The organism is Pseudarthrobacter woesei (assembly GCF_055412745.1).
The window spans coordinates 1-7997 of record NZ_JBVAYU010000026.1 but is presented as its reverse complement, the minus strand read 5'-3'; the positions used below and the strand labels follow the sequence as shown (position 1 = coordinate 7997).

At 66.6% G+C, this 7997-nt stretch carries 9 protein-coding genes; 6 read left to right on the top strand and 3 right to left on the bottom strand.

Going from position 1 to position 7997, the window contains the following annotated elements; all coding sequences use genetic code 11:
* Positions 1 to 224 precede the first annotated feature (224 nt).
* From ACZYZE_RS18805 to ACZYZE_RS18780, 6 genes are read left to right on the top strand one after another with little or no spacing between them, the layout of a single operon-like run.
* Positions 225 to 932 (top strand): glycosyltransferase family 2 protein, encoded by a 708-nt coding sequence (locus ACZYZE_RS18805; RefSeq protein ID WP_463909534.1) that lies wholly within the window; start codon positions 225 to 227, stop codon positions 930 to 932.
* A 5-nt stretch (positions 933 to 937) separates the two neighbouring features.
* Entirely contained in the window at positions 938 to 1618 is a 681-nt protein-coding gene (locus ACZYZE_RS18800; protein ID WP_463909532.1) for a TIGR04282 family arsenosugar biosynthesis glycosyltransferase, read from the top strand.
* Positions 1615 to 2322, top strand: coding sequence for a class I SAM-dependent methyltransferase (locus ACZYZE_RS18795; protein ID WP_459320402.1), 708 nt, complete (start codon positions 1615 to 1617; stop codon positions 2320 to 2322). Before ACZYZE_RS18800 ends, ACZYZE_RS18795 begins: the two co-directional genes overlap by 4 nt.
* Entirely contained in the window at positions 2319 to 3785 is a 1467-nt protein-coding gene (locus tag ACZYZE_RS18790) for a glycosyltransferase family 87 protein (RefSeq protein ID WP_459320403.1), read from the top strand. Before ACZYZE_RS18795 ends, ACZYZE_RS18790 begins: the two co-directional genes overlap by 4 nt.
* A gap of 53 nt (positions 3786 to 3838) precedes the next feature.
* Positions 3839 to 4720, top strand: a complete 882-nt coding sequence (locus tag ACZYZE_RS18785) for an MTAP family purine nucleoside phosphorylase (RefSeq protein ID WP_459320404.1) — start codon at positions 3839 to 3841, stop codon at positions 4718 to 4720.
* Complete coding sequence (locus ACZYZE_RS18780) at positions 4717 to 5778, top strand: NAD-dependent epimerase/dehydratase family protein (protein WP_463909529.1); 1062 nt, start codon at positions 4717 to 4719, stop codon at positions 5776 to 5778. Before ACZYZE_RS18785 ends, ACZYZE_RS18780 begins: the two co-directional genes overlap by 4 nt.
* A 96-nt stretch (positions 5779 to 5874) precedes the next feature.
* On the opposite strand, the gene ACZYZE_RS18775 is transcribed toward ACZYZE_RS18780, so the two are convergent.
* Genes ACZYZE_RS18775 through ACZYZE_RS18765 form a run of 3 tightly spaced genes read right to left on the bottom strand, consistent with a single transcriptional unit; the run spans position 5875 to position 7768 of the window.
* Positions 5875 to 6126, bottom strand: a complete 252-nt coding sequence (locus tag ACZYZE_RS18775; protein ID WP_463909528.1) for a hypothetical protein — start codon at positions 6124 to 6126, stop codon at positions 5875 to 5877.
* Entirely contained in the window at positions 6123 to 6554 is a 432-nt protein-coding gene (locus ACZYZE_RS18770) for a hypothetical protein (protein ID WP_463909526.1), read from the bottom strand. The genes ACZYZE_RS18775 and ACZYZE_RS18770 overlap by 4 nt, the downstream gene beginning before the upstream one ends.
* Positions 6551 to 7768, bottom strand: coding sequence for a molybdopterin-dependent oxidoreductase (locus ACZYZE_RS18765; protein ID WP_463909525.1), 1218 nt, complete (start codon positions 7766 to 7768; stop codon positions 6551 to 6553). Before ACZYZE_RS18765 ends, ACZYZE_RS18770 begins: the two co-directional genes overlap by 4 nt.
* Positions 7769 to 7997: the final 229 nt, after the last annotated feature.

Genomic DNA, 7997 nt, shown 5'->3' with positions numbered 1-7997 from the left:
TCAAGACCGACGCCGTGAAGGCCGACATGCTCGTCGGCATCGCCAAAATCACCGTCAACACCAAGTAACACCCGCCAGGAAACCTGCCGGATGCATGGTCTGCACCGGCGGGAAGTGCCGCGGTCCCTCCCCTGGAGGGTCCGCGGCACTTTTCCGTGCGCACACCGAAAGGATTCCCGGTCTAAGCACTCCCGGGACAGCCGTAGCCTTGAAAGGTGACTGAAATGAGCAAAGCCATGGTTGATGTGATTCTGCCGTGCTTGAACGAAAGGGGCGCCCTGCCGTGGGTGCTGTCCCGGATGCCCGAGGGGTACCGGGCAATTGTGGTCGACAACGGTTCCACTGATGGGTCCGCCGAGCTGGCCGCCGCTCTCGGAGCGGTTGTAGTCCGGGAGGAACGGCGGGGTTTCGGGGCGGCCGCCCATGCAGGCCTGCTCGCAGCCACCGCAGAGTTCGTGGCGTTCTGCGACTGTGACGGTTCGCTGGACCCGGCGCAACTGCCGGCGCTTTTCGCACCGGTCATGGACGGCAGCGCGGATCTGGTGTTGGGGAGCCGTCAGCCTGAGCCTGGCGCGTGGCCCCTCCACGCCCGCATCGCGAACGTGGCGCTGGCCTGGCGACTCCGGCGCCTGACGGGTGAACGAGTGACGGATCTCGGTCCTATGCGGGCAGCGCGCCGGCTTGAACTGCTGTCCCTGGGGTTGGAGGACCGCCGCAGCGGTTACCCCCTGGAGATGTTCCTCAAGGCGAGCCTTCGCGGCTGGCGCCTCCGTGAAATCCCCGTGCCGTACGCCCCGCGGACCGGGAAGTCGAAGGTGACCGGCACGCTCCGCGGAACGCTGACTGCGGTGCGCGACATGTCGGTACAGCTCAAAGCGGCCGCGGCGTCCCCGGGCTCCGGACCGGTCCGAAACAGCTCCGGCAACGAATAATGCATATGAGCAACAACATCGATCTGACAGTGGCCGTCATTGCCAAGCAGTGCCTGCCGGGAAGAGTCAAGACCCGGCTTAGCCCTCCACTCACACCCGAAAGAGCCGCAGCCCTGGCGCAGCTGAGTCTCAGCCGCACTTTGGCTACAGTGCGACTCCTCCCGGCACGCAACAGACTCCTGGTCATGGACGGAACCCCGGCGGCCCGGGACGCGGCGCATTTCACCGTTATGCAGCAGGTCCCGGGCGGGCTGGACGCACGGCTCGCTGCCATCTGCGATGCGGCCGCCGGCCCGCTGCTGATCATCGGCATGGATACCCCACAGTTTTCAGCGGACCATGTGGCGCCGCTGTTGCGTGACTGGACCACAAGCGAAGCAGTTCATGACGCCTGGCTGGGACCGGCAACGGATGGCGGTTTCTGGGCCCTCGCGCTGCGCCGTCCTAACGGAGCCCTGATCCGGGGAGTGCCGATGTCCACTGCCACGACCGGAGCCAAGCAGCTCGCCCGGCTCTCCGCCGCCGGCCTCAGCGTCGGGATGCTCCCCGAACTGCGGGACATGGACCACTTTAGCGATGCACTCGAGATCGCCGCCGAGATTCCCGGCACCGAATTCGCCGACGCGGTGGATGAAGCCGCAGTCATGGGACAGGGCTCACCGCCCACCGCCGGGGTCACGCGATGACGGCCACCGGCGTCGTTTCTGCGGCCCACTTCGGCCAGGGCCACCATGAGCCCTATGCGCGGGCGCTGGCGGACGGATCCGGCACTCTGACGCTGCGTCCGGACAGCGAGCACCACACCGCAGACCCCGTGGACTTCGATGTCCGCAGCTGGTGCGAGGATGCCAGCCTGCTGGAGAGTTCGCTGCTGCAGAGCCTTCAAGGGCCAGTGCTCGACGTCGGCTGCGGCCCGGGCAGGCTGCTGGCTGCTGCCCAGCGAATGGGCCTGGCGGCCCTCGGCATCGATACCAGCGCAGAGGCGGTCAGCCGGGCGCGCGGCCGCGGTGCCCGCGCACTCGAACAATCGGTCTTTTCCCCGGTACCCCAGGCCGGTCAGTGGCAGTCCGTCATCTTGCTCGACGGCAACATCGGCATCGGCGGAAGTATCACGTCCCTGCTGCGCCGATGCCGCCAACTCGTCGCTCCCTACGGGACACTCCTGGTCGAGGTGGAAGCCGACGAGGACATGGACACCGTCTATTCCGCCGTATTGGAAGACGCGAACGGCAACCAAAGCGAGCCTTTCCGCTGGGCACGAACGGGCACCGCAGGGCTCTCTTCCCGGGCCCAGCGCAACGGGTGGACCATTGATTCGATTCAACGCCTTCACGGCCGCGTCTTCTGCCGCCTCTCGCCCGCTCCGGAACCCGGCAGGATTGCGGGGTGAGCAGCGCCGCACCCTCAGCGACCCGCGCCGGCACCAGGCTCAGGCTGTTCGTCATCCTGCCCTCCCTGTTCCTTCTGAGTGCCGGGTTGCTGTGGTGGATGGTGCTCCCCGGAAATCCCTTCGAATCCGCCCCTATTGTCGGGACCTGCGTGTCATGGATCGTGCTGATCGGAGCGGTTAGTCTCCTACGGCACGTGCCGCGGCGCCGGGTCGGCGCCGTGATCATCGCCGGCACAGTGCTGCTCGGCCTCGTTGCGGTGGGCGCACCACCCCGGACCAGCAACGATGCTGCCCGCTATGCCTGGGACGGGATCGTTCAAAAGGCGGGAATCTCCCCCTATTCGTATGTACCCGTGGACGAGACCCTCAGCAGCCTAAGGCCGGATTGGCTGTTCGCGCCCGGCAACTCCGGGGACGATGGCAGGCCGTTCTGCGCCAAGGACCTGTTTGGGACGGAATCTGTCGCGGCCATCGGCTATCCGTCGGGGAATCCCCTGTGCACGGCCATCAACCGGCCGCACGTTCCCACCATCTATCCGCCCACGGCCGAAATCTACTTCATTGGCGTACGGGCCGCCGTCCCGGACTCGGTCGGCTACCTTCCGTTCCAGCTGGGCGGACTGCTCATCAGCCTGGCCGTCGGGCTGATGCTCCTCCGCGTCCTTTCCCAACGCGGCCTGCCACCCCATCTGGCCGGGGTCTGGGGGTGGAGCCCTTTCGTGCAGCTTGAGGCCGTGAACAACGCCCACGTCGATCTACTGGGCGGCGCCCTGATCCTGGCCGCCGGAATGCTGTTGGCGGGCGGCCGGCCACTGCGCTCCGGAGCGGCTTTCGGTGCCGCGGTGGCCACGAAACTCATTCCGGTCATTGCAGCCCCGGCCTTGTTGTTCCGGCGCCCTGCCCGGTTCATCGCCGCAGCGCTGGCGACCTTCGCCCTCCTCTATGTGCCCTATGTGGCCGCTGCCGGCGCCGGTGTCCTGGGCTTCCTGCCCGGCTACCTCAAGGAGGAGGGCTACAGCCAGAGCGGCGGCATCCGCTTCGGGCTCGCCCAACTCGTCTCTGCCGGCCCCTGGCCGCCTGTGCTCAGCGCAGCGGCCTTGGCCGTCGTCGCCCTCGGTGTGCTGCGGCGGACCCGCGCTGAGAATATCTGGGAGCAGCAGACGGTCATGATCGGGCTGACGCTGCTGATTGTCAGCCCGAATTACCCCTGGTACGCACTGATGCTCCTGCCGTTCATTGTCCTGAGCCGGCGATGGGAATATGTCGGGGTGCTCCTTGCCCTCGACTTCATCTATATGGTCCCTACCAAAGACCCGTTCAGTGTGCCGCTCAACCAGATGGCCCTCCTTCTGGCCGCTGCCGCTGTCGCGGCCGGTGTCTGGTGGCGGCGCCGTGCGGAAGTTCAGCAGGCCGCCGTCGCCGCCCTCAGGTCCGGAGTGCCGGGCACCGTGGTTTCAGCCTAATGACCGGCACCCTTCCCTCCACCACAAGCTCCCCCGAATGGCAGGATTGCACCATGGACACATCAATTCCCGGCACGCCGCAGGCGCGCATAGGCATCATCGGCGGCTCCGGCACCTACCGGCTCCCCGGCGCAACGGTCCGGGCCAGCATCGACGTCGAGACCCCCTACGGGCCGCCCTCGGGGCCCGTGACGCTGGCCGACGTGGCCGGGCGCACCGTGGCATTCCTCCCCCGCCATGGCGGGAACCACTCGCTCCCGCCGCAAAAGATCAACTACCGGGCCAACCTCTGGGCGCTCAAGAGCCTTGGCGTCGAGGCGGTGCTGTCATCCTCGGCAGTGGGCGGCCTGCGCGAAGGCTTCGGGCCCGAGACCTTCGTGGTGACCGACCAACTGATTGACCGAAGCTGGGGACGTGCCGACACGTTCTTCGACGGCACGGCGGCCGACGGCGTCCCCGCGGCCGGCGTCCAGCACCTGCCGGCCTCAGAACCGTTTTGCCCGACGCTGCGTTCGCATCTGGAATCCGCGCTTGCGGCCCGTGACCTGTCCTATGTTCCGCAGGGAACGGTGGTGGTGATCAACGGACCACGTTTTTCAACGAAGGCCGAGTCGGCGTGGTACGTCAGCGGCGGTGCTGACATCATCAGCATGACCCAGTACCCGGAACCCGTGTTGGCCGCCGAACTGAACATGGGCTTCGCCAATCTGGCCTTCATCACCGATTCAGACACCGGACACGATGGCTCGGATCCGGTGACGGCCGACGCTGTCTTCGCCCGGCTGAAGAACGCCCAAGGCAGCATCCTTGCCGTGCTCGAAGCGACCGTGGCAGCCATCAGCGATGTCTACTCCCCCCGCCCGCTGATGGATCAGGAAGCGGTGCGCCGGATCATGGCGCTCCCCGTCGTCGGGGAAGCGGTGACCGTCCGATGAAACTTCTCGTCACGGGCGGCGCCGGCTTCATCGGTTCGCATATAGTCGAGGCCGCCCTCGCCAAGGGATGGACAGTTCGGGTCCTGGACTCGCTGGACTCCGGTATTCATCCCCGGCCGCCTGTATTTGATCCGAGGGTGGAACTCATGGTCGGCGATGTCACCGACCCGGACACGGTCGATTCAGCAGTGCGGGGGGTCGACACGGTCTGCCACCAGAGTGCGAAGGTGGGGCTCGGCGTGAGCTTCGCGGACGCGCCGGACTACATCCTCAACAACGATTACGCCACGGCCGTCCTGCTGGCCGCGATGGAACGCCACGGCAACACAAGGCTGGTCCTGGCCTCCTCCATGGTGGTCTACGGCGAGGGCGCCTACGCCGATTCCCAAACAGGGCTTCCCGTCAGGCCCGGGCCTCGCGACGAGGCTGACCTGCGAGCGGGCATTTTCGATCCCCGAAGCCCCGAAACCGGGGCCGTCCTGATCCCCGCGATGGTCACCGAGGATGCACCGCTGGATCCGCGCAACGTCTACGCCGCATCAAAACTGAGCCAGGAGCATCTTGCCGCCTCGTGGGCCCGGAGCACGTCCGGCTCAGCGGTCGCCCTGCGCTATCACAACGTCTACGGCCCCAGAATGCCGAAGAATACGCCCTACGCCGGAGTCGCTTCCCTGTTCCGTTCAGCGCTGGCCCGTGGCGAGGCACCCCGGGTATTCGAGGACGGCGCCCAGCGCCGCAGCTTCATCCATGTCCGGGACGTGGCCGCGGCGAATATTGCCGCCGCAGAGTCGCTGTCCGGCACCAGGGCACCGGATTTTCGCGCCTATAACGTCGGCGCGGACGAGGTTCGCACCATCGGTGACGTGGCTACAGCGCTGAGTACCTTCAGCGCCGGTCCCGCGCCGGTGGTAACCGGCGAGTACCGGCTCGGGGATGTGCGTCACATCACCGCGTCCTCCGCGCTGATCAAAGCTGAACTGGGCTGGGTCCCGGCCGTGGGCTTTGACGACGGCATGCGGGAATTTGCCGCCGCTCCCCTGCGGGGCGAACAGGGCTGAACTGGGGTTAACGGGAAAGCCACGGACCCCCAAGGTCCGTGGCTTCCTGTTTTGCCCTGCCTCCGCCGCTTCATGCGGCCGCTGCTGGTGCGGGTGTTACTTGGTGTTGACGGTGATCTTGGCGATGCCGACGAGCATGTCGGCTTTCACGGCGTCGGTCGTGAAGGTTTTGTTCAGCAGGCCGGCGGCGGTGCCGGAGATCAGCACCCGGGTGCCTTCCAGGACGGCGGTGTCGCCGGCGGTCTGGAGGTGCCCGGGTCGATGGTGAAGTCGGTCAGGTCCACCGTGGTGCCCGGCGGTGAGCTTGAGGGTCTCCAGGGCCTTGGCGGAGGAAGCATCGAGCTTCACCGGCCGCGACGCTCCAGAATCACGATAGTGGCAGCGGTGCCAAGAACCAGCAGTGCCCAGAACCACATGAGATATCCGGCGTAGTCGGCTTCCAGCACCGTGGTGGACCGGGCCACGGATTGGGCCTTCAACAGGATCCCCGACACAAGGGTAATGACGGCTCCCGTCAGCAGGGCACCGCGCAGCACGGCCGACGACGGCGTCCGCAGCCTCGAACCGGCACGGGTCAGGCCGGCGCCGGCGAGGGTGGAGAGCGGCACTATGACGCCGTCGTGAAGGAGCACCGCAACGGCCATCCAGGTCAGCAGGCCAATCAGCTGCGCCGGGCCCAGCTGGGTCGGCAGGCCCAGCAGCCCGTAGCCGAGGATTGCCGTGCCGGCGGTGCCGAGCGCCAGCCGGGAAACTCTGACGGTGGTCGACGTTTTCACAGGATCTCCACGCTTTGCAGCCATTTGGTCTGGAGCACCCCGGGCCGTCCGGGGGCGATGATTCGGGCCGGGTAGCCATGATCCAGATCGAGCTCCGAGCCGTTGAGCTCCAGGGCCACCAGCGTTTTTTCGTCCTGGGTATATTCGGCCGGCATGTTCATGATGCGGTAGGCGCCTTCCGGTTCCAGGCTGGTGAACCGCAGTTCAGAGCCCGCGGGCGCGCCAACGGCTGCCAGCAGGTCCCGGACGCGCACGCCCCGCCACGTCGCCATTTGGCTCCACCCCTCGACGCAAGCGATCGGCAGATCGTGGCTGTGCTGGGGAAGCGCCCTGAGCTCGGCAAGCGTGAAGGAGCGGTTGGAGGAGCCTGAGCGCACCATGAGCGCCCAGGCCGCGGACTTCGCCTGGTCGATCACCTTGGCATCCGCCGCGGTCCGGTTCACCGGCACCCCCTGGGGCCCCGTGCCCATTTTGCGTGGGGCGAACAAGTTTGCCGGTGCCAGCCAGGAGAAGGATTGCCCCGCCGTCGTCACGACGACCGTTCCTGTCGCAGCGGCAACACCGGTCAGGAATGCCCGTCGCGACCAGCGGCCAGGTGCGGTGCTGCCTGCGCCCGGTTCATGTCCGACGGCGGTCAGACCGCCGACGTCGGCCGTCGCCGGGGCGGCGGCTTCCCTATCCGCCGGCCGCAAACGCCAGTGCGCCGCAATGGCCGGGAGCTTGACCGCGATGTGAAGCAGCAGCGAACCCCAGATCACCCAGGCCAGCCAGTAGTGGGTTTCACGGAACGGAAACGGCCACGGATACCACTTGTACGTATTGATCAGTCCGGTGGTCAGCTGCAGCAGCGACGACGCGATGAACAGTGCGATAGAGGCCCGCTCCAGGCCGTGCACCAGCGACTTCACCGGCGGCCACTTGAGCAGTTCGGGGAACACGGACCACAGCTTCGCCAGCAGCAGCGGAATCGAGGCGATTCCAAAAGTCATGTGCAGGCCCTGCGTCAACTGATAGATCCACACCGGGCTGGTGGGGAAGAACATCCACGACGGCGGATTTTGCAGCCCGTGGCTGAAGAGACCCGTCAGGAAGCAGATGGTGAAGCTGATCCCGAGCCAGCGGCCCAGGACAACCGTCAGACGCGTGCTGCGCGTCGGCGAGGCGAACTTCGCAGCGAGGGCTTCTGTGAGCCTCTGCGGTTCGGACTTCTTCATGTCTTGATCACTTCGCTATTCCTCGGCCGTCTGGGAGCATTCTAAGCGTCGAGCCGAAAACGCCACGGACCCGGGGGTCCGTGGCGTTCGCCGTTGCAGGTCCGGGTGTTACTTGGTGTTGACGGTGATTTTGGCGATGCCGACGAGCATGTCGGCCTTCACGGCGTCGGTCTTGAAGGTTTTGTTCAGCAGGCCGGCGGCGGTGTCGGAGATCAGCACCCGGGTGCCT